Source organism: Pseudomonas sp. NFACC46-3 (assembly GCF_900114515.1).
GTDB lineage: Bacteria > Pseudomonadota > Gammaproteobacteria > Pseudomonadales > Pseudomonadaceae > Aquipseudomonas > Aquipseudomonas fluorescens_Q.
Window position 1 is genome coordinate 227,299 of the sequence record NZ_FOTH01000003.1, and the last position, 22,992, is coordinate 250,290.

General features: G+C 62.5%; 19 protein-coding genes. 16 read left to right on the forward strand and 3 right to left on the reverse strand.

The genetic code is table 11. The annotated features are described in order from the left end of the window. Nucleotides 1-105 precede the first annotated feature (105 nt). The 3 genes from BM300_RS06585 to BM300_RS06595 are packed head-to-tail and all read left to right on the forward strand — an operon-like array spanning nt 106 to nt 3,693. A complete protein-coding gene (locus tag BM300_RS06585; protein WP_063324636.1) occupies nt 106-2,010 on the forward strand; it encodes a two-component sensor histidine kinase AauS in 1,905 nt (634 codons plus the stop codon). Next, nucleotides 2,007-3,335 carry a two-component response regulator AauR gene (locus tag BM300_RS06590; protein WP_063324635.1) on the forward strand — a complete coding sequence of 443 codons (1,329 nt, stop codon included), beginning with the start codon at nt 2,007-2,009 and terminating at the stop codon, nt 3,333-3,335. The genes BM300_RS06585 and BM300_RS06590 overlap by 4 nt, the downstream gene beginning before the upstream one ends. A gap of 28 nt (nt 3,336-3,363) precedes the next feature. Next, complete coding sequence (locus BM300_RS06595) at nt 3,364-3,693, forward strand: GlpM family protein (RefSeq protein WP_170862026.1); 330 nt, start codon at nt 3,364-3,366, stop codon at nt 3,691-3,693. A gap of 50 nt (nt 3,694-3,743) precedes the next feature. Here the strand turns inward: BM300_RS06595 and BM300_RS06600 are convergent, their stop codons facing one another. After that, nucleotides 3,744-4,358 (reverse strand): NAD(P)-dependent oxidoreductase, encoded by a 615-nt coding sequence (locus BM300_RS06600; RefSeq protein ID WP_092145142.1) that lies wholly within the window; start codon nt 4,356-4,358, stop codon nt 3,744-3,746. Between the two features lie 201 nt (nt 4,359-4,559). Beyond that, entirely contained in the window at nt 4,560-5,438 is an 879-nt protein-coding gene (locus BM300_RS06605; protein WP_092462372.1) for an MBL fold metallo-hydrolase, read from the reverse strand. A 111-nt stretch (nt 5,439-5,549) separates the two neighbouring features. Here BM300_RS06605 and BM300_RS06610 point away from each other — a divergent pair, with 111 nt between their 5' ends. The 8 genes from BM300_RS06610 to BM300_RS06645 all read left to right on the forward strand — a co-directional run bounded on the left by BM300_RS06610 (nt 5,550) and on the right by BM300_RS06645 (nt 15,676). Beyond that, on the forward strand, nt 5,550-6,455 hold the full coding sequence (locus BM300_RS06610; protein WP_092223489.1) for a LysR family transcriptional regulator: 906 nt from the start codon (nt 5,550-5,552) through the stop codon (nt 6,453-6,455). Between the two features lie 129 nt (nt 6,456-6,584). Then, a complete protein-coding gene (locus tag BM300_RS06615; RefSeq protein ID WP_063324630.1) occupies nt 6,585-8,093 on the forward strand; it encodes a sigma-54-dependent transcriptional regulator in 1,509 nt (502 codons plus the stop codon). 421 nt (nt 8,094-8,514) lie between these two features. Next, nucleotides 8,515-8,898: a glycine cleavage system protein GcvH gene (gene gcvH / locus BM300_RS06620; protein ID WP_003205000.1), complete on the forward strand. Its 384-nt coding sequence runs from the start codon at nt 8,515-8,517 to the stop codon at nt 8,896-8,898. A 10-nt stretch (nt 8,899-8,908) separates the two neighbouring features. Next, entirely contained in the window at nt 8,909-11,770 is a 2,862-nt protein-coding gene (gene gcvP, locus BM300_RS06625) for an aminomethyl-transferring glycine dehydrogenase (RefSeq protein ID WP_092462374.1), read from the forward strand. Between the two features lie 176 nt (nt 11,771-11,946). After that, nucleotides 11,947-13,323 (forward strand): L-serine ammonia-lyase, encoded by a 1,377-nt coding sequence (locus BM300_RS06630; protein ID WP_063324627.1) that lies wholly within the window; start codon nt 11,947-11,949, stop codon nt 13,321-13,323. Between the two features lie 39 nt (nt 13,324-13,362). Next, nucleotides 13,363-14,487, forward strand: a complete 1,125-nt coding sequence (gene gcvT, locus BM300_RS06635) for a glycine cleavage system aminomethyltransferase GcvT (protein ID WP_092345651.1) — start codon at nt 13,363-13,365, stop codon at nt 14,485-14,487. 394 nt (nt 14,488-14,881) lie between these two features. After that, nucleotides 14,882-15,094, forward strand: coding sequence for a cold-shock protein (locus BM300_RS06640; RefSeq protein ID WP_003175786.1), 213 nt, complete (start codon nt 14,882-14,884; stop codon nt 15,092-15,094). A 93-nt stretch (nt 15,095-15,187) separates the two neighbouring features. Continuing rightward, nucleotides 15,188-15,676 (forward strand): RDD family protein, encoded by a 489-nt coding sequence (locus BM300_RS06645; protein WP_014339905.1) that lies wholly within the window; start codon nt 15,188-15,190, stop codon nt 15,674-15,676. 203 nt (nt 15,677-15,879) lie between these two features. Here the strand turns inward: BM300_RS06645 and nadA are convergent, their stop codons facing one another. Continuing rightward, the gene (gene nadA / locus BM300_RS06650) at nt 15,880-16,938 is read right to left on the reverse strand and encodes a quinolinate synthase NadA (protein ID WP_063324624.1); all 1,059 of its coding nucleotides are present in this window, start codon (nt 16,936-16,938) and stop codon (nt 15,880-15,882) included. Between the two features lie 475 nt (nt 16,939-17,413). On the opposite strand from nadA, the gene BM300_RS06660 reads away from it, so the two are divergent. The 5 genes from BM300_RS06660 to BM300_RS06680 all read left to right on the forward strand — a co-directional run bounded on the left by BM300_RS06660 (nt 17,414) and on the right by BM300_RS06680 (nt 22,962). After that, nucleotides 17,414-19,231 carry a copper resistance system multicopper oxidase gene (locus BM300_RS06660; protein ID WP_092462376.1) on the forward strand — a complete coding sequence of 606 codons (1,818 nt, stop codon included), beginning with the start codon at nt 17,414-17,416 and terminating at the stop codon, nt 19,229-19,231. 10 nt (nt 19,232-19,241) lie between these two features. Continuing rightward, nucleotides 19,242-20,162, forward strand: a complete 921-nt coding sequence (locus BM300_RS06665; RefSeq protein ID WP_092462378.1) for a copper resistance protein B — start codon at nt 19,242-19,244, stop codon at nt 20,160-20,162. A gap of 53 nt (nt 20,163-20,215) precedes the next feature. After that, the gene (copC, locus tag BM300_RS06670) at nt 20,216-20,602 is read left to right on the forward strand and encodes a copper homeostasis periplasmic binding protein CopC (protein WP_092462380.1); all 387 of its coding nucleotides are present in this window, start codon (nt 20,216-20,218) and stop codon (nt 20,600-20,602) included. A gap of 4 nt (nt 20,603-20,606) precedes the next feature. Continuing rightward, nucleotides 20,607-21,518: a copper homeostasis membrane protein CopD gene (gene copD / locus BM300_RS06675; RefSeq protein ID WP_092145126.1), complete on the forward strand. Its 912-nt coding sequence runs from the start codon at nt 20,607-20,609 to the stop codon at nt 21,516-21,518. A gap of 256 nt (nt 21,519-21,774) precedes the next feature. Continuing rightward, nucleotides 21,775-22,962 (forward strand): cyanate transporter, encoded by a 1,188-nt coding sequence (locus BM300_RS06680; RefSeq protein WP_063324619.1) that lies wholly within the window; start codon nt 21,775-21,777, stop codon nt 22,960-22,962. Nucleotides 22,963-22,992 lie beyond the last annotated feature (30 nt).

The window sequence follows — 22,992 nt, forward strand, 5'->3', positions numbered from 1 at the left end:
CCGATTATGCGACTGCTTCGCAGCCGAGCGGGAGCAAGCTCCCTCGCCACCGGACCGGGTTCGAAGGGCGGCCGCCGCCACACTGGTTGACCCAAGGCTTCTGTGATGAAATGCGACCCCACCCTCTATCGCGCCGCGCCGCCATCACTCGCCGTGAAACCCCGCCTGATCCGCCATCTGTTCCTGCCGCCACTGGTCATTGCCCTGATGATCGGCCTGGGTTACCTCGGCTTCTGGATCAGCGAGCACTATGGCGTACGTGGCCTCGCCGAGAATGGCGAGCGCCAGTTGGAACTGCACGCCCGTGCGGTCGAGAGCGAGATCAGCAAGTACACCTACCTGCCCAGCCTGCTGGAGCTTGAGTCAAGTGTCTCGCAACTGCTCGACGACCCGACACCCGAGCACCGCAAGATCGTCAATGAATACCTCGAAGGCCTTAACCGTCGCAGCCGCAGCCGGGCCATCTACGTGATGGACACCACCGGCCGGGTGATGGCCACCAGCAACTGGCGCGATGTCGACAGTTACCTGGGCGAAGACCTGTCCTTCCGCGCCTACTTCCAGAATGCCGTGCGCGGCCAGCCGGGGCGCTTCTACGGAATCGGCAGTACCAACGGCGAACCCGGCTACTACCTGGCCCATGGCTTGGAGCAACAAGGCAAGATCATCGGCGTCGCCGTGGTCAAGGTGCGCCTCGAAGCCCTTGAGGAACGCTGGCAACGTGCGCGGCTGGAGGCGTTCGTCAGTGATGAGAACGGCATCATTATCCTGTCCAGCGACCCGGCGCGACGGCTCAAGTCGGTTCGCCCCCTGAGCGACGACACCAAGGAACGCCTGGCCCGCAGCCTGCAGTACTACTGGTTCCCGCTCAATGAACTGGTGCCCCTGGCCCGGGAACGCCTGGCCGAAGGCATGGAGAAGCTGACGTTCCCGGCCAACAGCGAACTGGTGTCCGACGAGCGCGCCATCAGCTACTTGTCGCAGACCCGGCCCTTGAGCGATACACCGTGGAATTTCACCCTGCTGACCCCACTTGAAGACCTGCGTCGCCAGGCGATCAACCAAGGCATCCTGGTGGCCGTGGCCTTCGCCCTGGTGGCATTCCTGTTGATCGCCTGGAACGAACGGCGCAAGGTCATCGCCACCCGTCTCGCGGCCCGGGAAGCCTTGCAGCAAGCCAACAACCAGCTCGAGCGTCGGATTACCGAACGCACCACCGACCTGCGCGCCAGCAACGAACGACTCAAGGGCCAGATCCGCGAGCGGCGACAGGCCGAAGAGACCTTGCGCCGGGCCCAGGACGAATTGGTCCAGGCCGGAAAACTGGCTGCCATCGGCCAGATGTCCACCAGCATCGCCCACGAACTCAACCAGCCGCTGGCGGCACTGCGCACCTTGTCCGGCAACACCGTGCGCTTCCTGGAACGCGGCCAGCTGGATATCGCCAGCGCCAACCTCAAGACCATCAACGATTTGATCGACCGCATGGGCCGGATCACCGCCAGCCTGCGCTCCTTTGCCCGGCGTGGGGACGACCAGGGCCAGGCCAGCCTCGGCAACGGTGTCGAGGCCGCGCTGCAACTGCTGGGCGCTCGTCTTGAAAGCTTGAACATCCAGATTCATTCCAGCTTCGACGACGTCCAGGTGCAAATTGACCAGACGCGCCTGGAGCAGATCCTGGTGAACCTGATCGGCAATGCCCTGGACGCCATGCAGACGCAACCCGAACCGCAGCTCTGGCTCGAAGGCCAGGCCGGCGATGGCAAATATCGCCTGCGCGTGCGGGATAACGGCCATGGCATTGACCCAGAAGCACGCAAGCATCTGTTCGAACCCTTCTTCACCACCAAACCCGGCGAACAAGGCCTGGGCCTGGGCCTGACGCTTTCCGCCAGCTTGGCCGCCGCCACGGGTGGCTACCTGGGCGTCGAACACCCGGTCGAGGGCAGTGGAACCACGTTTGTCCTCAGTTTACCGTTGGTAAGCCTTTTACCTGCCGAGCCGCTATGAACAACGACCTGAGCGTATTGATCGTCGAAGACGACCCCCATGTCCTGCTGGGCTGCAAGCAGGCACTGACCCTGGAAGACATTCCCTGCATCGGCGTGGGCAGCGCCGAAGAGGCCCTGGAGCGCGTCGACGATAACTTTGCCGGCATCGTCATCAGCGACATTCGCCTGCCGGGCATCGATGGCCTGGAACTGCTGACCCGACTCAAGGCGCGGGACCGCAGCTTGCCGGTGGTGCTGATCACTGGCCACGGCGACATCTCCATGGCCGTCGGCGCCATGCAAAAAGGTGCCTATGACTTCATGGAGAAGCCCTTCTCCCCTGAACGCCTGGTGGACGTCGCCCGCCGTGCCCTGGAGCAGCGCAGCCTCGCCCGGGAAGTGTCGTCGCTGCGTCGGCAATTGGCCGAACGCGATTCCCTGGAAGGCCGGATCATCGGCCGCTCGCCCGCCATGCAGCACCTGCGCGCGCTGATCGCCAACGTCGCCGACACCTCGGCCAACGTGCTGATCGAAGGTGAAACCGGTACTGGCAAGGAATTGGTCGCCCGTTGCCTGCATGACTTCAGCCGACGCCACGACAAGCAGTTCGTCGCACTGAACTGCGGCGGCCTGCCAGAGAACCTGTTCGAAAGCGAGATTTTCGGCCACGAGGCCAATGCCTTTACCGGTGCCGGCAAACGCCGGATCGGCAAGATCGAGCACGCCGATGGCGGCACGTTGTTTCTCGACGAAGTGGAAAGCATGCCCCTGCCCTTGCAGATCAAGTTGCTGCGCGTGTTGCAGGAACGCACCCTAGAGCGCCTGGGTTCGAACCAGAGCGTGGCCGTGGATTGCCGGGTGATCGCCGCCACCAAGTCCGACCTGGACGAAATGGGCCGGACCGGGCAGTTCCGCAGCGACTTGTATTACCGCCTCAACGTGGTGACCCTGGAACTGCCGCCCTTGCGCGAGCGACGCGAAGACATCCTGCAACTGTTCGAGCATTTTCTCCAGCAGTCGTCCCTGCGCTTCGACCGCACGGTGCCGGAGCTGGACAACCAGACCCTGTCGAACCTGATGAGCCACGACTGGCCGGGCAACGTACGCGAACTGCGCAACGTCGCCGAGCGTTACGCCCTGGGCCTGCCGGCGTTCAAGCGCTCCGGTGCCAGCGGCGGCAACCAGGGCCTGGCTTTCGCCGAAGCAGTCGAAGCCTTCGAGCGCAACCTGCTGGTGGACGCCCTGCAACGCAGCGGCGGCAACCTGACCCAGGCCAGCCAGGAGCTGGGCATGGCCAAGACCACGCTGTTCGACAAAGTCAAAAAATATGGCTTGAGCCATTAATCAACTGGGCGGGAAACCTGTGGATCTGATTTTCAAGGCAGCGCTCGGTGCAGCCGTGGTGGTCATCCTGGCAATGCTGGCCAAGACCAGGAACTATTACATCGCCGGGCTCGTGCCACTGTTCCCGACCTTCGCCCTGATTGCCCATTACATCGTCGGCAAGGGCCGTTCGGTGGATGACCTGAAGACCACCATCGTGTTTGGGATGTGGTCGATCATTCCGTACTTTGTCTACCTGGCGACGCTGTATGTGATGGTCGACCGCATGCGCCTGGAGGCGTCCCTGGCCGTGGCGGCGGTGGCGTGGTTGATGGCCGCGACGGTGCTGGTCAGCGTCTGGGTGAGAGTCCATGGCTAAATAAACTGTGGCCCCCATGTGGGAGCCACCCTGCTCGCGAAAGCGCCCGATCAATACCCGACGGTAAACCGTGTGCGCGAAAACTGCGGCGTTTCCACTTCATCGATCATCGCAATGGCGTAATCGGCAAAGCTGATCCAACTACGCCCGGCGTCGTCGAACAGCAAGTGATCCTTGCCGAGACGGAACTGCTCCGTGCGCTCGGTTTCGACGAACTCCGCCGAAGGCGAAAGGAAGGTCCAGTCCAGGTCCTGCTCCTGACGCAGTACGTCCAGGAACAATGCTCCGGCGCTGGCTTCGGCCAGGTATTCCTCCGGGAAGCCATCGCTGTCGATCACACGGCTGTTATCCGGCAGCAACAACGAACCCGCCCCACCGACGACCAGCAAACGCTTGACCCCAGCGGCTTTCACCGGCGCGATGACCTTGTCGGCCGGCACGGTGGCAAAGTGCGCCGCGCTGATCACCACATCGTGATCGGTCACCGCCGCCGTCAACGCCTCGCTGTCCAATACATCCAGTTGCTTGCTGACCACACCGGCCCTTTCACCGATTTTCGCGGTGTTGCGGGCAATGGCCGTCACGCTGTGGCCACGGCGCAGGGCTTCTTCCAGCAATTGGCTGCCGGCGCGACCGGTGGCGCCGATGATTGCGATTTTGCTCATGGTGTTCTCCAGTGATTAGCGATGTTGAATACATGCTCTTGTGGCGAGGGGATTTATCCCCGCTGGACTGCGAAGCAGTCCCCTAATGCATCACATGCAGCAGGCCTGATGTAACTTGATCAGCCTTCTCAGGACCGCTTCGCGGTCCAACGGGGATAAATCCCCTCGCCACAACTGTGTGCTCGCATTACAAACTGTGGTTCACCACTTCATTTCGCCCTTGGCAACCTTGGCGCTGAGCTCCAGGGAGCTGTCTTCACCCAGGTCCGGATAGCGTAGTTTCATGGCACGGATCAGCGCGGCGGAGTCCTTGGCCTTGGTGGTTTCTTCGTCGAAAGCCCTGATGTAGTCGGCGGTGAAGCGCACCGGGGCCAGGGAACGGGCGCTGTCACCCAGGTAGTGACCTGGAATCACCGTACCCGGTTGCAGTTTTTCAATGTTGGCGAGGGTCGCCAGCCAATCCTTGTGAGACTGCGGCGTCTGGGTGTCAGCCATCCACACATGAATGTTCTCGGCCACCACCACACCGCCTACCACGGCCTTGATCGACGGAATCCACACGAAACTGCGGTCCGGCTGTGGGCCATCCAGGCCGACGACCTGCAAGCGCTGGCCTTCCAGGGTCAGGCTGTCGCCCTTGAGCACCTGGGGCACGATGGCTTTGGTCGGGGCATCGGTCTTCAGGATCGGTCCCCAGTATTTCAGCTTGCCGTCCATGGTCTGCTTGATGTGCTCGACAGTCGGTGCGGACGCCAGCACCTTGGCCTCAGGAAACGCGGCAACCAGGGTTTCCAGACCAAAATAGTAGTCTGGATCGCCGTGGCTGACGTAGATCGTGGTCAGTTGTTTGCCGCTGGCGCGGATCTTTTCCACGACCTGCACGGCTTGGGACTTGCCGAACTGGGCGTCTACCAGGATCGCCTCCCTCTCGCCGCTGACCAATACCGAGGTCACCGGAAAAATCGCTGCCGCCCCTGGGTTGTAGACGTCCAACGTCAGGTCCGCAGCCCAGGTGTGTGTGGCGAACGCCAGCGAGGCGGTCGCCAGCAACAGGCGCTTGAGTGGGGTGAATGCGGTCATGGGTGCTCCATTGTCCAAAAGCCCGAAGGGAATGAGACGAAGCTTAGTGACCTGATTCATTTCAAAAAATGCGATGATCCAACATAGTTTGTTTCTGAAATCGGGCAGATCATGGATCGTCTACAAGCAATGCGGGTGTTCGTCACGGTGGTGGACCTGGGCAGTCAGTCGGCGGCGGCCGAGCATCTGGACCTGTCGCGCCCAGTGGTGTCGCGGTATCTGGCGGAGCTGGAGGACTGGGTCGGTGCCCGGCTGATGCACCGCACCACCCGCAAGCTGAGCCTGACGGCCGCAGGCACGGAGATCCTGCCCCGGTGCCGACAGATGCTGGAGCTGTCCGGCGACATGCAAGCCGCCGTCAGCACCCCGGACGATGCGCCACGGGGCATGTTGCGTATCAGTGCCAGTACCTCGTTCGGCCAGGCCCAACTGGCGAGCGCCATGGCCGAATACGTCAAGCGCTACCCAGGGGTGAGCGTCGACCTACAGATGCTCGACCGCACCGTGAACCTGGTGGATGAGCGCATCGACCTGGCGATCCGCATGAGCAACGACCTGGACCCGAACCTGATTGCCCGTCGCCTCACGGTCTGCCGCTCGGTGATCTGCGCCTCGCCACAGTATCTGCGCGAGCACTCGACACCGCTGCGAGTGGAAGACCTGAGCCGACACAACTGCCTGACCCACTCCTACGTCGGCAAGAGCCTGTGGCATTTCGAGCAGGACGGCGAGCAGGTCTCGGTGCCGGTGCAAGGTAATATCAGCGCCAACGAAGCCAGCACATTGCTTCAGGCAACGATAGCCGGTGCCGGCGTGGCCATGCTGCCCAGCTACCAGGCCGGCGCCCATATCAAGAACGGCGAACTGATCCGCCTGCTGCCCCACGCCGAACCCCGCCGGATGAACATGTACGCGGTGTACGCCTCACGCAAGCACATGCCCTCGGCGCTGCGCAGTCTGCTGGATTTCCTGGTACAGAAATTTCCCGAGGTACCGGAGTGGGATGTGGGGTTGTAGAACATATTCGCCTCACCACCGTCCCCCTGTGGGAGTTCGGTGCGTTTCTCAAGAGTTGCACCAGGATTTCACCAATAGCCCGCCCCAAGGCATACTTGCGACCCTCCGAGTTCCAGAACCCATCGCCCCATGCGTATCCACGTCAGTTTCATCGACCGCGTCGGCATCACCCAGGAAGTCCTGGCCTTGCTCGGTGGACGCAATCTAAACCTGGATGCGGTGGAGATGGTGCCGCCCAACGTCTACATCGACGCCCCGACCCTCAGCCCGCAAGTGCTCGACGAGTTGCGCGAGGCGCTGTTCAGCGTGCGCGGCGTGCAGGCGGTCACCGTGGTGGACATCCTGCCGGGCCAGCGTCGGCACTTGCAGCTCGATGCCTTGCTCGCGGCCATGACCGACCCGGTGCTGGCCCTGGACAGTGCCGGCAAGGTGCTGCTGGCCAATCCGGCGCTGATTGCCCTGTACGGGCGTGAACCGGCCGGGGAAAGCGTGGCCGAGCTGTTCGGTGACGAGGCATTGCTGGACGCCTTGCTGGAGAACGGTTTTCGCTTGCCGCTGCGGGAAATCACCCTCAATGGCCAGACCTTGCTGCTGGACGCTACGCCCATCACCGATGCCGGCGCGCTGCTGACGCTGTATCAGCCGAACCGCATCGGCGAGCGCCTGTCGGCATTGCATCACGATCACGCCGAAGGCTTCGACGCGCTGCTGGGCGAATCCCCGGCAATCCGCACCCTCAAGGCCCGGGCCCAGCGGGTCGCGGCGCTGGACGCACCACTGCTGATCCAGGGCGAAACCGGCACCGGCAAGGAACTGGTGGCCCGGGCTTGCCATGCCATCAGCGCCCGTCATGGCGCACCGTTCCTGGCCCTGAACTGCGCGGCATTGCCGGAGAACCTGGCCGAAAGCGAACTGTTCGGCTATGCCCCCGGCGCCTTCACCGGCGCGCAACGAGGCGGCAAGCCGGGGCTGATGGAGCTGGCGAACCAGGGCACGGTATTCCTCGATGAAATCGGCGAGATGTCGCCGTACCTGCAAGCCAAGCTGCTGCGCTTCTTGAACGATGGCAGCTTCCGCCGGGTGGGCGGCGACCGGGAAATCAAGGTCAACGTGCGGATCCTCAGCGCCACCCACCGCAACCTGGAGAAAATGGTCAGCGAGGGCTCGTTCCGCGAAGACCTGTTCTATCGCCTGAACGTGCTCAATGTCGAAGTCCCGCCGCTGCGTGAACGCGGCCAGGACATCCTGCTGCTGGCGCGTTATTTCATGCAGCAGGCCTGCGCGCAGATCCAGCGCCCGGTCTGCCGCCTGGCCCCCGGCACGTACCCGGCCCTGCTGGGCAACCGCTGGCCGGGCAACGTGCGGCAATTGCAGAACGTGATCTTCCGCGCCGCCGCCATTTGCGAAAGCAGCCTGGTGGACATCGGCGACCTGGACATCGCCGGCACCTCCGTCGCGCGCCAGGGCGATGTGGAAGTCGAAAGCCTGGAACAGGCCGTGGAAAACTTCGAGAAGCACCTGCTCGAAAGCCTCTACGTCAACTACCCCTCCACCCGCCAGCTCGCCAGCCGCCTGCAAACTTCCCACACCGCGATTGCCCATCGGTTGCGCAAGTACGGGATTTCCGGGAAGCCATAAACCCGCCGCAGTCCCCCTTGTGGGAGCTTGCTCGCGATGACGGTCGCCCAGCCAGCCATAGGTTGACTGACACACCGCTATCGCGAGCAAGCGCCCACAGGGTTCTGAGTTGCGGTCGAAATCATGTCAAAAACGACCTCCACCTGTACTGAAAGCGCTACAGTGGAACGATATCGCTACACTCATCGCCAAGCAGCGCTGCGCAAGGCTTTGATCCCACAACGATTTTATCCGGCCTCCCAGCTGTAGCGATTTCGCTACAGCGAAGTCGATCCAAGTTTCGACAAAACCAATCAAGTCATTGATATATAAGCACTTATTCACATTGGCCGCATTCTTGCTATGGGTATTAGCATTCGGCCGGGCCAAGCCCCGCGCCTTTCTTCGCGTCCACCAGACGAATCTGGCCCCAGGAGTTTCCATGAGCGAGTTGCGTTTCACTGAAGATCACGAATGGCTGCGCACCGAAGCCGACGGCAGCGTTACTGTCGGTATTACTGCGTTTGCCCAGAACGCCTTGGGCGATGTGGTCTATGTTCAGTTACCGGAACTGCAAAGCTACGACAAGGGTGCCGAAGCCTCCACCGTGGAATCGGTGAAAGCAGCCAGCGGTGTCTACATGCCACTGGACGGTGAAGTGCTCGAGGTGAACCCGGCCCTGGAAAGCAATCCGGAATTGGTCAACGAAGATCCCCTGGGCGATGGCTGGTTTTTCCGTTTCAAGCCAGTCAACGCCGCTGCCGTTGGCCAACTGCTGGATCAGGATGCCTACGACCGCCTGATCAAAGCCAACGCCGAAGCCTGAGGAGCGCCACATGACTGTTAATCTCGGCACTGCCAACGAATTCATTGCCCGCCACATCGGCCCGCGTGCCAGCGACGAGCAAGCCATGCTCGAGCGCCTGGGCTACGACTCCCTGGAAGCCCTGAGCGCCAGCGTCATCCCGGAAAGCATCAAGGGCACCAGCGTGCTGGACATGGGCGACGGCCAGAGCGAAGCCGATGCACTGGCCTCGATCAAGGCCATCGCCGCCAAGAACCAACTGTTCAAGACCTACATCGGCCAGGGCTACTACAACTGCCATACGCCGGCACCGATCCTGCGCAACCTGCTGGAAAACCCGGCCTGGTACACCGCCTACACCCCGTACCAGCCAGAGATTTCCCAGGGCCGTCTCGAAGCGCTACTGAACTTCCAGACCCTGATCAGCGACCTTACCGGCCTGCCGATCGCCAACGCGTCCTTGCTCGACGAAGCCACCGCCGCCGCCGAAGCCATGACCTTCTGCAAGCGCCTGAGCAAGAACAAGGGCAGCAACGCGTTCTTCGCCTCCGTGCACAGCCACCCGCAAACCCTCGACGTGCTGCGCACCCGTGCCGAGCCCCTGGGCATCGACGTGGTGGTCGGCGATGAGCGCGAACTGAGCGACGTCAGCGGCTTCTTCGGCGCGCTGCTGCAATACCCGGCCAGCAACGGTGACCTGTTCGACTACCGCGAACTGACCGAACGCTTCCACACGGCCAACGCCCTGGTAGCGGTGGCCGCGGATCTGCTGGCCCTGACCCTGTTGACCCCACCCGGTGAGTTCGGCGCCGACGTGGCCATCGGCAGCGCCCAGCGCTTCGGTGTGCCGCTGGGCTTCGGTGGCCCGCACGCGGCGTATTTCTCCACCAAGGACGCGTTCAAGCGCGACATGCCGGGCCGCCTGGTCGGCGTTTCCGTGGACCGTTTCGGCAAACCGGCCCTGCGCCTGGCGATGCAGACCCGCGAGCAACACATCCGCCGCGAGAAAGCCACGAGCAACATCTGCACCGCCCAGGTGCTGCTGGCCAACATCGCCAGCATGTACGCCGTGTACCACGGTCCCAAGGGCCTGGTGCAAATTGCCAATCGCATCCATCACCTGACCGCGATCCTCGCCAAGGGCCTGGGCGCGCTAGGGCTGAGCGTCGAGCAAGAGAGCTTCTTCGACACCCTGACCTTGCGCACCGGCGCGCAAACCGCTGCCCTGCACGACAAGGCCCGCGCGCAGCGCATCAACCTGCGTGTGGTGGACGCTGAACGCCTGGGCCTGTCCCTGGACGAGACCACCAGCCAGGCTGACGTCGAAGCACTGCTCCGTTTGATAGGTAACCTGATGGCCGACGGCAAGGCCGTGCCGGACTTCGCGGCACTGGCCGCCAGCGTGCAAAGCCATATCCCGGCCGAGCTGGTGCGCCAATCGGCGATCCTCAGCCACCCAGTGTTCAACCGCTACCACTCCGAAACCGAGCTGATGCGCTACCTGCGCAAGCTCGCCGACAAGGACCTGGCCCTGGATCGCACCATGATCCCGCTGGGTTCCTGCACCATGAAACTCAACGCCGCCAGCGAAATGATCCCGGTGACCTGGGCCGAGTTCGGCGCCCTGCACCCGTTCGCCCCGGCCGAGCAGAGCGCTGGCTACCAGCAACTGACCGACGAGCTGGAGGCCATGCTCTGCGCCGCCACCGGCTATGACGCGGTGTCGCTGCAACCCAACGCCGGTTCCCAGGGCGAATACGCCGGCTTGCTGGCGATCCGTGCCTATCACCAGAGCCGTGGCGAAGACCGTCGCGACATCTGCCTGATCCCGTCCTCGGCCCACGGCACCAACCCGGCCACCGCCCACATGGCCGGTATGCGCGTGGTCGTGACCGCCTGCGATGCCCGCGGCAACGTCGACATCGAGGACCTGCGGGCCAAGGCCATCGAGCACCGCGAACACCTCGCGGCGCTGATGATCACCTACCCGTCCACCCACGGCGTGTTCGAAGAAGGCATCCGCGAAATCTGCGGCATCATTCATGACAACGGCGGCCAGGTGTACATCGACGGCGCCAACATGAACGCCATGGTCGGCCTCTGCGCCCCAGGCAAGTTCGGTGGCGACGTCTCGCACCTGAACCTGCACAAGACCTTCTGCATCCCCCACGGTGGTGGCGGCCCGGGCGTCGGCCCGATTGGCGTCAAGTCGCACCTGGCGCCGTTCCTGCCGGGCCACGCCAACATGGCGCGCAAGGAAGGCGCGGTCTGCGCAGCGCCGTTCGGTAGCGCGAGCATCCTGCCGATCACCTGGATGTACATCCGCATGATGGGCGGCGCCGGCCTCAAGCGCGCCTCGCAACTGGCGATCCTCAACGCCAACTACATCGCCCGTCGCCTGGAAGAGCATTACCCGGTGCTCTACTCCGGCAGCAACGGCCTGGTGGCCCACGAATGCATCCTCGACCTGCGCCCGCTCAAGGACAGCAGCGGCATCAGCGTCGATGACGTGGCCAAGCGCCTGATCGATTTCGGTTTCCATGCGCCGACCATGTCGTTCCCGGTGGCCGGCACGTTGATGATCGAGCCGACCGAAAGCGAATCCAAGGAAGAGCTGGACCGCTTCTGCGACGCCATGATCTGCATCCGCGAAGAAATTCGCGCGGTGGAAAACGGCAGCCTGGACAAAGACGACAACCCACTGAAGAACGCCCCGCACACCGCCGCGGAAATCGTCGGTGAGTGGACCCACCCCTACAGCCGCGAACAGGCGGTGTACCCGGTGGCGTCGTTGATCGAAGGCAAGTACTGGCCGCCGGTGGGCCGGGTCGACAACGTGTTCGGCGATCGCAACCTGGTCTGCGCCTGCCCGTCGATCGAAAGCTACGCTTGACCTGTAGGGGGGCGGGTTTGCTCGCCCCTCTCAACAACACCGCGAACCTTGTGGAAGGTCACCTTCTCAAGGAAACCACATCTCCTTTGTGGGAGTGAGCAAGCTCGCTCCCACAAAGGAGCCTGTGCCTCATTTCATAACCGTCGATCCTCATAAAAAGAAACCGGAGAAACACCATGTCGTTAAGCGTGTTCGACCTGTTCAAGATCGGTATCGGCCCTTCCAGCTCCCATACCGTCGGCCCGATGCGTGCCGCTGCCCGTTTCGCCGAGGGGCTGCGTCGCGATGACTTGCTCAATTGCACCACCAGCGTCAAGGTCGAGCTCTACGGCTCGCTCGGCGCCACCGGCAAGGGCCACGGCAGCGACAAGGCCGTGCTGCTGGGCCTGGAAGGCGAACATCCCGACACCGTGGACACCGAAACCGTCGACGCCCGCCTGCAAGCGATCCGCAGCAGCGGTCGCCTGAACCTGCTCGGCGAACACTCCATCGAATTCAATGAAAAGCTGCACTTGGCGATGATCCGCAAGCCGTTGGCCTTTCACCCCAACGGCATGATCTTCCGCGCCTTCGATGCCGCAGGGCTGCAAGTGCGCAGCCGCGAGTACTACTCGGTGGGTGGCGGTTTTGTCGTCGACGAAGGCGCGGCCGGCGCCGACCGCATCGTCGAAGATGCCACGCCCCTGACCTTCCCCTTCAAGAGCGCCAAGGACCTGCTGGGCCATTGCAGCACCTATGGCCTGTCCATCAGCCAGGTGATGCTGACCAACGAAAGCGCCTGGCGCCCCGAAGCCGAGACCCGTGCCGGCCTGCTGAAAATCTGGCAGGTGATGCAGGATTGCGTGGCGGCGGGCTGTCGCAACGAAGGGATTCTGCCGGGCGGGCTGAAGGTCAAGCGCCGGGCCGCGGCGTTGCACCGCCAGCTGTGCAAGAACCCGGAGGCCGCACTGCGCGACCCGCTGTCGGTGCTCGACTGGGTCAACCTGTACGCCTTGGCGGTCAACGAAGAAAACGCCTATGGCGGGCGCGTCGTCACCGCGCCTACCAACGGGGCGGCGGGGATCATTCCGGCGGTGCTGCATTACTACATGCGCTTTATCCCCGGCGCCAGCGAAGATGGCGTGGTGCGGTTCCTGCTGACCGCCGCCGCCATCGGCATCCTGTACAAGGAAAACGCCTCCATCTCCGGCGCCGAGGTCGGCTGCCAGGGTGAAGTCGGCGTGGCCTGCTCCATGGCCGCCGGCGCCCTGTGCGAAGTGCTCGGCGGCAGCGTGCAGCAAGTGGAAAACGCCGCCGAGATTGGCATGGAACACAACCTTGGCCTGACCTGCGACCCGATCGGCGGCCTGGTGCAGGTACCGTGCATCGAACGCAACGCCATGGGCTCGGTGAAGGCCATCAACGCGGTGCGCATGGCCATGCGCGGCGACGGGCATCACTTCGTCTCCCTCGACAAAGTCATCCGCACCATGCGCCAGACCGGCGCCGACATGAAAAGCAAATACAAGGAGACCGCCCGCGGCGGTCTGGCGGTCAACATCATCGAATGCTGATGCGCTTGCCTCACTTCCACATTTTTTCCAGGAGCTGATATGTCCACCGAACAACTGCTGAAGACCCCGCTGCACGCGCTGCACCTCGAACTCGGCGCCCGCATGGTGCCGTTCGCCGGCTACGACATGCCGGTGCAGTACCCTCTGGGGGTGATGAAGGAACACCAGCACACCCGCGACCAGGCCGGGCTGTTCGATGTGTCCCACATGGGCCAGATCCGCCTGACCGGCGCAGGCGCCGCCAAGGCCCTGGAAACCCTGGTGCCGGTGGACATCATCGACCTGCCGGTGGGCATGCAGCGCTACGCCATGTTCACCAACGACAACGGCGGCATCCTCGACGACCTGATGGTCGCCAACCTGGGCAACGACGAACTGTTCCTGGTGGTCAACGCGGCCTGCAAGGACCAGGACCTGGCCCACCTGCGCACGCACATTGGTGATCAGTGCAGCATCGAGCCACTGTTCGAAGCCCGCGCCCTGCTCGCCCTGCAAGGCCCGGCCGCCGTCACCGTGCTCGCACGCCTGGCGCCGGACGTGGCGAAGATGACCTTCATGCAGTTCCAGCGAGTCACGCTGTTGGGCATGGACTGCTTTGTCAGCCGTTCGGGCTACACCGGTGAAGACGGTTTCGAAATCTCGGTACCTGCCGCTGAGGCGGAAAAACTGGCCCGCGCCCTGCTGGCCGAGCCGGAAGTCGCGGCCATCGGCCTCGGCGCTCGTGACTCGCTGCGCCTGGAAGCCGGCCTGTGCCTCTACGGCCACGACATGAACACCGAGACCACGCCGATCGAAGCCAGCCTGTTGTGGGCGATTTCCAAAGTACGTCGCGCCGACGGCGCCCGCGCTGGCGGTTTCCCCGGCGCTGAAACCGTGTACGCCCAACAACAGGGCGGCGTGAAGCGCAAACGCGTCGGCCTGCTGCCCCAGGAACGTACACCGGTGCGCGAAGGCGCAGAGATCGTCAACGAAGCGGGCGAGATTATCGGCACGGTGTGCAGCGGCGGTTTCGGCCCGACCCTGGGCGGTCCGTTGGCGATGGGTTACCTGGACAGCGCCTATGTCGCCCTGGATACGCCAGTTTGGGCCATCGTGCGTGGGAAAAAGGTGCCTTTACTTGTAAGCAAAATGCCATTCGTCCCACAGCGCTACTACCGCGGTTGATTGACTGTTTCTATAAGTAACGCGATTGCGTTATACGTGCACTAATGTGTAACGCAACCGCCATAAAAAGGTGCATATCCTTAGACATTCAATGGCGCTTATAACAGTCGTTAACAATTGAACTAGCCTATCGAATAAGCCCCGCCCGGCGATGTATGTAAATGCCTGCAAGCTGAGCAAATACGGGCTTCCCCGGGGGGTTGTTTTTTCATTCGTAGTTGGCGTAGAGTTTGGTCACTGTGTTTGCATGGGTCGCTTGGAATCGTGACCTGGGCAGTAGCTTATGAAGTTTGCTACATCCCGTTCGACGTCTCTTACTTTCCTGCAACCCAGCCCAGTACTCTTTCATGCGAAAGAGGCTGTCATCAATTTTAGCGTCAAAGGAAATAAGAAAATGTCTCAACGTCAGAGCGGTACCGTCAAGTGGTTCAACGACGAGAAGGGTTTTGGTTTTATCACGCCTGAAAGCGGTCCGGACCTGTTCGTGCATTTCCGCGCCATCCAGGGCAACGGCTTCAAGAGCCTGAAAGAAGGCCAGAAAGTCACTTTCGTTGCTGTGCAAGGCCAGAAAGGCATGCAGGCTGACGAGGTTCAAGCCGAAGCCTAAGGCTTTCGCGAACTAAAAAGCCCCTGATTGATATCAGGGGCTTTTTTATGGGCGTAAATCCGTAAAATGGCTTCTTTTTCGTCCGAGACCGTCATGCCCAAACACCTGCTCACGCCCCAGGGCGACTTCCCCCCCGCCGGCCTGGGCCGTCGCCTGGCGGCAATGTTCTATGACTTTTTGCTGTGCACGGCGCTGCTGATCGTAACCAGCGGCGCCTACAAGATGATCCAGATGGCGATCATCGGTGAAGAAAAAATGCGCGCCCTCACCGAGGCCGGTGCCCTGGACGGCGACCCGTTGCTGTCCACCGTGCTGCTGTTCGTGCTGTTCGGCTTCTTCGCCAAATTCTGGACCCACAATGGCCAGACCCTGGGCATGCAGGTGTGGTGCATCCGCGTACAGAACGCCGATGGCACGGCCATCAGCCTGTGGCAGGCGCTGTTGCGGTTCGTGGTATCGATTGCGTCATTGCTGCTGGTGGGGCTGGGCTTTATCTGGGCGCTGTTCGACAAGCGCAAGCGCAGTTGGCATGACATCTACTCGGATACGCAGCTGGTGCGGATTCCCAAGAAGACCAAGTAAAGCCACCTAATCAGAAAAGTTGAAATACATTTGTGGCGAGGGGATTTATCCCCGCTGGGTCGCGAAGCGGCCCTAAAACCTGACACCGTGCAATGTCAGGAAAATAGAGGGGGCTGCTTCGCAGCCCAACGGGGATAAATCCCCTCACCACAGATAAATCCCTTCACCACAAAACCTCGCTAGCCTCGAAATCTTCTTCAGCTTCAGGCATTCCCCGCCAGCTTCATTCGCGCCGCCTGGGTGAAGTCCAGCATGCGCTTGAGCGGACGAATCGCCTGGGGGATCAGCGCCGGGTCGACGAAGATCTCGTTGGCGCCCTCCTGCAAGCTCTTGAGCGTGCGTTCCAGGGTGTTCATCGCCATCCACGGGCAGTGCGCGCAACTGCGGCACGCCGCGCCGTTGCCGGCGGTCGGGGCTTCGATGAAGACCTTGTCCGGGCACAGCTGCTGCATTTTGTAGAAAATACCCCGGTCGGTGGCGACGATCAGCGTCTTGTTCGGCAGGGTCTGGGCCGCAGCGATCAATTGGCTGGTGGAGCCCACGGCATCCGCCAGTTCGATCACCGACGTCGGCGACTCCGGGTGCACCAGGATCGCAGCGTCCGGGTACAGCGCCTTCATGTCCTCCAACTGCTTGGACTTGAACTCTTCGTGGACGATACAGGCACCGTCCCAGAGCAGCATGTCGGCGCCGGTCTTGCGCTGGATATAGGTCCCCAGGTGTTTGTCCGGGCCCCAGATGATGGTCTCGCCGTTGTCCATCAGGCTCTCGACGATCTCCAGCGCACAACTGGACGTTACCACCCAGTCGGCCCGGGCCTTCACTGCCGCCGAGGTGTTGGCATACACCACCACGGTGCGCTCCGGATGCTGGTCGCAGAACGCCGAGAACTCGTCCACCGGGCAGCCCAGGTCCAGGGAGCAGGTGGCCTCCAGGGTGGGCATCAGCACACGTTTCTCGGGGTTGAGAATCTTGGCGGTCTCGCCCATGAACTTGACTCCCGCCACCACCACGGTCTTGGCCGGGTGGGCATTGCCGAAGCGGGCCATTTCCAGGGAGTCGGACACGCAACCACCGGTCTCTTCGGCCAGGGCCTGGATGATCGGGTCGCAGTAGAAGTGCGCGACCAGCACCGCGTCCTGAGCCTTGAGCTCGGCGGCGATGGCGGCGCGGTACCAGGCCTCTTGCTCGGCGCTCAGCGGCTTGGGCTGCTTGGCGTCGAGGTGGGCCTGGACCAGAAGGCGTTCGGAAATTTGCGTCATGTTCGCAAGACCTGCAAGCGCGTTTAGCGCGAAAGTCGAGTATACACCCGGCTCCGGACCACTCGGGTACCGCCGGGAAAGTGGGTATCAATCAGGCACGGGACTGCATGAAGCCGGCAAGGCTACAGAATATCCCACCGATGCAAAAGATCATTCTGACCTGTGCCCAGGTCCCGGGGCCGGACGCGGCCCTCCGTGGCGAGGGAGCTTGCTCCCGCTGGGGCGCGCAGCGGCCCCAAAATCCATCATTTGACGCGCAAGGTGCGTTGTACCCAGCCTTTTTGGGGCTGCTTCGCAACCCAGCGGGAGCAAGCTCCCTCGCCACAAAAGTCCGTTCATGCCAGTGGATAAGCGCCTCCCTCAAGCTGACTGAAATGTAATCACCTGCCCAGCCGGCTTATGTCATCTTCTGTTCACACCGGCACTGGGCAATGCCCCAGTGCTCGCTGCGAATCGACTGACGGACTTCCATCGCATGCAAACAAAAACTTCCCGGCGAACCTTCGTAAAGGGCCTGACTGCCGGCGGCATCCTCGGTGGCCTGGGCTTGTGGCGCGCGCCTGTCTGGGCGGTCACCAGCCCTGGCCAACCCAACGTTCTGAGCGGCACCGAGTTCGATCTGTTCATCGGCGAAAGCCCGATCAACTTCACCGGCAACCCACGTACCGCCCAGACCATCAACGGCGGCATTCCCGGCCCGCTGCTGCGCTGGCGTGAAGGCGACACCGTCACCCTGCGGGTGCGCAATCGCTTGAAGGAGACAACCTCCATCCACTGGCACGGCATCCTGCTGCCAGCCAACATGGACGGTGTTCCGGGGTTGAGTTTCAAGGGCATCGAACCCGACGGCATGTACGTGTATCAGTTCAAGGTCCGGCAAAACGGCACCTACTGGTACCACAGCCATTCTGGCTTCCAGGAACAATCCGGGGTCTACGGCCCGCTGGTGATCGACGCCAGGGAACCGGAGCCCTTCCAGTACGAACGGGACTATGTGGTGATGCTCACCGACTGGACCGATGAAGACCCCGGCAACATCCTTCGCAAGCTCAAGAAACAGTCGGACTACTACAACTACAACAAACGCACCGTCGGCGACTTCATTGACGATGTGGGCAAGAACGGCTGGGCCAGCACTGTGGCCGATCGCAAGATGTGGGCCGAGATGAAGATGAACCCCACTGACCTGGCCGATGTCAGTGGCGCCACCTACACCTACCTCATGAACGGCCAGGCGCCGGACATGAACTGGACCGGCCTGTTCAAGCCTGGCGAGCGTCTTCGCCTGCGCTTTATCAACGGCTCGGCCATGAGCTACTTCGACGTGCGCATTCCCGGCTTGAAGATGACGGTGGTGGCGTCCGACGGCCAATACGTCAAACCGGTGAGTGTCGATGAGTTTCGGATCGCCGTGGCCGAAACCTATGACGTCATCGTCGAACCGACCCAGGAGGCCTACACCCTGTTCGCCCAGTCCATGGACCGCACCGGCTATGCCCGCGGCACTCTCGCGGCCAGGGCCGGGTTGTCGGCACCGGTGCCGCCCCTGGACCCGCGGCCACTGGTGACCATGGACGACATGGGCATGGGTGGCATGGACCACGGCAGCATGGGCGACATGGGGCAAATGAGCGGCATGGACCACGGCTCGATGCAGGGCATGGCCGGGATGGACGACAGCCAGATGCAAGGCATGGATCATAGCCAGATGCAGGGGATGGGCGACATGGCCGGTATGGATCACGGTGCCATACAAGGCATGGACGGCATGCTGTCGCACCCCGACACCGAGAAAGACAACCCCCTGGTCGACATGCAGGCCATGAGCGTCAAGCCCAAGCTCGACGACCCAGGCATGGGGCTGCGCGACAACGGCCGCAAAGTGCTGACCTACTCAGACCTGCGCAGCACCTTCCCCGACCCCGACGGTCGCGAGCCGGGCCGTACGATCGAGCTGCACCTGACCGGGCACATGGAGAAATTCGTCTGGTCGTTCAACGGCGTGAAATTTTCCGACGCCGCGCCGCTGCTGCTCAAGTACGGCGAGCGACTGCGCATCGTGCTGATCAACGACACCATGATGACCCACCCCATCCACCTGCACGGCATGTGGAGCGATCTGGAGGACGAGAACGGCCAGTTCATGGTGCGCAAGCACACCATCGACGTGCCACCGGGCGCCAAGCGTAGCTACCGCGTCACCGCCGATGCCCTCGGGCGCTGGGCGTACCACTGTCATCTACTGTTTCACATGGAGATGGGGATGTTCCGTGAAGTTCGGGTGCAGGAATGAGGAGCCGACCATGACCACTTTTTTTCAATACCCCATGGCACTCATTGCCAGCCTCACCCTCGGCGCCACCACCTCGGCCTGGGCGGCGGGCAACGACATGCAAGGCATGGATCACCGCCAGATGCCCGGGATGGACCATAGCCAGATGCAAGGTATGGATTCAATGCAAGGCATGGACTCGATGCAGGGCATGGAGCCCATGCAATCAGCGCCGACCACCAGCCGCACGCCGATCCCGGAACTGACAGCCGCCGATCGCGCCGCCGTCTACGAGGATCATGGCGGACACGCGGTGCATGACAGCGCAATCAATTCGTTTTTCCTCATCGACCAGCTGGAGTGGCAAGACGCCGATGATGGCAGCGCCCTGAGCTGGGATGCCTCCGGCTGGATCGGTGGCGACATCGACCGTTTGTGGCTGCGCTCCGAAGGTGAACGCCTCAACGGCAAGACCGAAGAGGCGGAACTTCAGGCCCTGTGGGGCCACGCCATCAGTCCTTGGTGGGACGTGGTGGCCGGCGTACGCCAGGACTTCAAGCCGGGCGATGCGCAAACCTGGGCCGCCTTCGGCGTGCAAGGCATGGCGCTGTACAACTTCGAAGCCGAAGCCACCGCGTTCATCGGCGAAGGTGGCCAGAGCGCGGCGCGGCTGGAAGGCGACTACGACATCTTGCTGACGAATCGGTTGATCCTGCAGCCCACCGCCGAGGTCAACTTCTATGGCAAGAACGACCCCGCCCGCGGTGTCGGCTCAGGGCTGTCGGACACCGAACTCGGCGTACGGCTACGTTATGAAATACGCCGCGAATTCGCGCCATACGTTGGCGTCACCTGGAACCGGACCTACGGCAACACCGCCGACTACGCCCGCGCAGAAGGTGAAGATCGCAGCGAAGCCCGCCTGGTATTGGGGCTGCGCATGTGGTTCTGACCCGCTGAGCTGTTTCACCCAAAATTAAAAAACCACGTTGTAGGAGTCCTTGCATGTCATTGCTCAAAAACGCTGTTGCTGTTGTCGCCCTGTCCACTGGCCTGTTGATCAGCGGCTTGACCCAGGCCCATCCGAAGCTGCTGTCCTCTACCCCCGCCGAGGGCGCCGAGGGTGCGGCACCGGCAAAGATCGAGCTGCACTTTTCCGAAAACCTGATGACCAAGTTTTCCGGTGCCAAGCTGATGATGACCGAGATGCCCGGCATGGCGGCGCATTCGCCCATGCCCGTGCCAGCCAAGGTCTCCGGCAGCGATGACCCGAAAACCATGGTCATTGTCCCGAATGGTCCCCTCAGCGCCGGCACCTATCAGGTCCAGTGGCGCGCGGTGTCGTCCGACACTCACCCGATCACCGGTAACGTCACGTTCAAGGTGAAGTGAGTTGATGAGCGACTCGATCAACATCGCCCTGCGGTTTGCCCTGTATTTGGATCTGATGTTGTTGTTCGGCCTGGCCGCGTTCGGGCTCTATAGCCTGCGAGGCCAGGAGCGGGCGTCGGGCGCGCAGTTGCCTTTCACACCGCTGCTAGTGACCACGGCGGTGCTGGGCGGACTGCTGTCCTTCGCCGCCATGGCGTGCATGGCCTGGGCCATGAGCGGTGTTTCAGACTGGGCCGAACTGTGGCCGCACATTGAAATGATGGTGTTGGAGACCGACGTCGGCTCGAGTTGGACACTGCGGATAGCGGCGCTGCTGTTGGCCGGTGTCGCCGCGACGCTCAATGGACGTTGGCCGACCCTCAGCCTATGGCTGGTCATGCTGGGCGGCGCCGTCGCGTTGGCGACGCTGGCCTGGGCCGGGCATGGCGCCATGGACGAAGGTGAGCGCCGCAACTGGCACTTCATCACCGACTTCCTGCACCTGTGGGCGGCGGGTGGCTGGGTCGGGGCCTTGGCCGCGTTTGCCTTGCTGCTGCGCCAGGCCGAACCTCGGCTGGCGGTACTGGCCCGGACGTTGACCGGGTTTGAAACCGCCGGGGCGGTGATCGTGGTGGTCATCAGCGTGACGGGGGTGGTGAATTATCTGTTTATCGTCGGCCCGAATGTCGAAGGGCTGCTGGACAGCACTTATGGTCAGTTACTGGCGCTCAAGCTGATCTTGTTCGCGGCCATGTTGGTGTTCGCCGCGCTGAACCGCTTTCATCTGAGCCCATTGCTGGAACAGGCCCGACAGACCGGCGAGCACGGCGTTGCGGTGAATGCCCTGCGGCGCAGCATGGTGCTGGAGTTCTGTGTGGCGGTGATCATTCTGGGATTGGTGGCGTGGCTGGGGACGCTGAGCCCGGCGATGGAATAGGAGGTTGTGAACGACTATTGTGTGGCGAGGGAGCTTGCTCCCGCTGGGTTGCGAAGCAGCCCCCTGGTTTGCCTGACACACCGCAAGGGGCCGCTACGCGCCCCAGCGGGAGCAAGCTCCCTCGCCACACAATAACTCTGATCCCTTCACTGATTGCGTGCCGTATTTAATTTTTCGATACACCCTGCCAGTTTTCAGTTTGCCCATGACAGGCCGCCCCAGCCTAAATGCCCTTTTGTCCAGCAAAGGCGGCTCCATGGAAAACATTCGAACTTCAACCACCCACGCCATCTGGCTGATGGTCAGCATCGTCTTGGTGGCGCTGAACCTGCGACCCTCAATGGCGGCGGTCGGGCCCTTGTTGTCGGCCATTCGCGGCGAGGTGCCCTTGAGTTTCAGTACCGCCTCGCTGCTGACCATGTTGCCCGTCATGGCGATGGGCCTGGCGATGTTCCTGGGCATGCGCATCGCCCTGCGCATCGGTGAACACCGCACCATCGTGCTGTCGCTGTTGATCATTGGCATCGCCACGGCCTCGCGTTTGTACCTGGACAGCGCCGCCGGGTTGATCGCCAGTGCGATCGTCGCCGGGCTTGGGATCGCTTTGATCCAGGCTGTGATGCCGGCACTGATCAAGTCACGCTTCGCCGACAACGTCTCGCTGTTCATGGGCTTGTACGTCACCTCCATCATGGGCGGGGCGGCGATTGCCGCATCGTTTTCACCCTTTGTCCTGACGCAGACCGGCAGTTGGCGCGTCGGCCTGGCAATCTGGGCATTGTTGGCGCTGGTCGCCCTGGGCTGCTGGTACGCCCAGCGCTCGAACATCACGCCCTTGCCCGAAGCAGCGTCCCGGCATCACGAAGCGTTTTCCCGCAACGCCCGGGCCTGGCTCCTGGCGATTTTCTTTGGCCTGGGCACTGCTTCCTACACCTGCGTGCTGGCCTGGCTGGCGCCGTACTACGTGGAAAAGGGCTGGAGCGAACAGCACGCTGGCCTGCTGCTGGGGTTCCTCACGGCAATGGAAGTGTTATCCGGCCTGGTCACTCCGGCTATTGCCAACCGCAGCCGGGATAAACGCCTGGTCCTGAGCGTCCTGCTGGCCCTGATCATCGGCGGCTTCTGCGGCCTGATCCTCAGTCCGGAACGCTTCAGCCTGCTCTGGGCCTGCCTGCTGGGGCTGGGTATCGGCGGCCTATTCCCCATGAGCCTGATCGTATCCCTCGACCACCTGGACAACCCACGCCGGGCCGGTGGCCTTACCGCGTTCGTGCAGGGTGTCGGCTATCTCATCGCCGGCCTCTCGCCATTGATTGCCGGGATGATCCGCGACCAGTTGGGGAGTTTTGAGTGGGCCTGGTGGTCGCTCACGGCGGTCATGGCGTTGATGATGGTGATGGTATTGCGCCTGGACCCGAAACATTACGGACAGCACATCCGCTGAATTTCCAGTAGGAGGACTTGCTAGGTTGAA

Bases quoted from the DNA above. Each gene is read 5' to 3' on its own strand.
- BM300_RS06665 (WP_092462378.1), top strand. From the start codon at position 19,242: ATGACCACTTTTTTTCAATACCCCATGGCACTCATTGCCAGCCTCACC.
- BM300_RS06680 (WP_063324619.1), top strand. From the start codon at position 21,775: ATGGAAAACATTCGAACTTCAACCACCCACGCCATCTGGCTGATGGTC.
- BM300_RS06590 (WP_063324635.1), top strand. From the start codon at position 2,007: ATGAACAACGACCTGAGCGTATTGATCGTCGAAGACGACCCCCATGTC.
- BM300_RS06645 (WP_014339905.1), top strand. From the start codon at position 15,188: ATGCCCAAACACCTGCTCACGCCCCAGGGCGACTTCCCCCCCGCCGGC.
- BM300_RS06605 (WP_092462372.1), bottom strand. From the start codon at position 5,438: ATGACCGCATTCACCCCACTCAAGCGCCTGTTGCTGGCGACCGCCTCG.
- BM300_RS06660 (WP_092462376.1), top strand. From the start codon at position 17,414: ATGCAAACAAAAACTTCCCGGCGAACCTTCGTAAAGGGCCTGACTGCC.
- BM300_RS06615 (WP_063324630.1), top strand. From the start codon at position 6,585: ATGCGTATCCACGTCAGTTTCATCGACCGCGTCGGCATCACCCAGGAA.
- BM300_RS06600 (WP_092145142.1), bottom strand. From the start codon at position 4,358: ATGAGCAAAATCGCAATCATCGGCGCCACCGGTCGCGCCGGCAGCCAA.
- BM300_RS06585 (WP_063324636.1), top strand. From the start codon at position 106: ATGAAATGCGACCCCACCCTCTATCGCGCCGCGCCGCCATCACTCGCC.
- BM300_RS06640 (WP_003175786.1), top strand. From the start codon at position 14,882: ATGTCTCAACGTCAGAGCGGTACCGTCAAGTGGTTCAACGACGAGAAG.
- copC (WP_092462380.1), top strand. From the start codon at position 20,216: ATGTCATTGCTCAAAAACGCTGTTGCTGTTGTCGCCCTGTCCACTGGC.
- gcvT (WP_092345651.1), top strand. From the start codon at position 13,363: ATGTCCACCGAACAACTGCTGAAGACCCCGCTGCACGCGCTGCACCTC.
- gcvP (WP_092462374.1), top strand. From the start codon at position 8,909: ATGACTGTTAATCTCGGCACTGCCAACGAATTCATTGCCCGCCACATC.
- gcvH (WP_003205000.1), top strand. From the start codon at position 8,515: ATGAGCGAGTTGCGTTTCACTGAAGATCACGAATGGCTGCGCACCGAA.
- nadA (WP_063324624.1), bottom strand. From the start codon at position 16,938: ATGACGCAAATTTCCGAACGCCTTCTGGTCCAGGCCCACCTCGACGCC.
- BM300_RS06610 (WP_092223489.1), top strand. From the start codon at position 5,550: ATGGATCGTCTACAAGCAATGCGGGTGTTCGTCACGGTGGTGGACCTG.
- BM300_RS06630 (WP_063324627.1), top strand. From the start codon at position 11,947: ATGTCGTTAAGCGTGTTCGACCTGTTCAAGATCGGTATCGGCCCTTCC.
- copD (WP_092145126.1), top strand. From the start codon at position 20,607: ATGAGCGACTCGATCAACATCGCCCTGCGGTTTGCCCTGTATTTGGAT.